This window comes from Blautia sp. CAG:257, from assembly GCF_000433815.1.
Taxonomy (GTDB): domain Bacteria; phylum Bacillota; class Clostridia; order Lachnospirales; family Lachnospiraceae; genus Blautia_A; species Blautia_A caecimuris.
The window spans coordinates 11,336-12,022 of record NZ_HF999118.1; the positions used below are offsets into that span (position 1 = coordinate 11,336).

Consider the following 687-nt stretch of genomic DNA (forward strand, 5'->3'; position numbering starts at 1 on the left):
GCGACTTCGGTTTTATAGAACTTAATCTTTCACTTCAGGAATATATGAGATCACTTTCTCCAACCAGACAGAAAATACTGAATTTTATTCTGTCTGAAAAATATTCAACCACTGAAATCGCAGATAAATTGCATCTGTCTGTTCAATATATAAACCGCGTAAAGAAGGAATTTCTGTCAGAAAGGAGAAAATTCACATGAAATCTGAACACACTATACAGCTCTTATTATCAGGTATGCTCACCTGGATCGGTTCAAAATTTCAGACTTTTGGTATGTTGATCCTAAGTCTTTTATTTCTTATGATCATTGATTATATCACAGGTATGCTCGCCAGCCGTAAAGAAGGCATTGAGCACCCGGATAATATCTCTTATGGATGGAATTCCCGTAAAGGATTTCTGGGAATCCTGAAAAAGACAGGGTGCTGGCTGGTTATCGGAAGCGCTTTCTCTGTAGACGGATTATTGCACAATTCCGCTTCCAGCCTTGGGATCGTCTATCCTTCCCATTTCTATCTGGGTGTTTTTATTACAGTATGGTATTCTCTGAATGAACTTTTATCCATCATTGAAAACGCAGGGCGAATGGGCGCTCCTATTCCTCAAAAATTGAAAAAATATATTTCTGTTTTAAAAAAAGAGCTGAATGACAAAGACAGCTTTCCCTAAAGGATTGCTGTCTGTCT

Annotated in this window: 1 protein-coding gene; it reads left to right on the forward strand. The window is 38.0% G+C overall.

Features of this window, described 5'->3' with window-relative positions; all coding sequences use genetic code 11:
* Positions 1-196 precede the first annotated feature (196 nt).
* Positions 197-670, forward strand: a complete 474-nt coding sequence (locus tag QVP40_RS13090) for a phage holin family protein (RefSeq protein ID WP_022068831.1) — start codon at positions 197-199, stop codon at positions 668-670.
* Positions 671-687 lie beyond the last annotated feature (17 nt).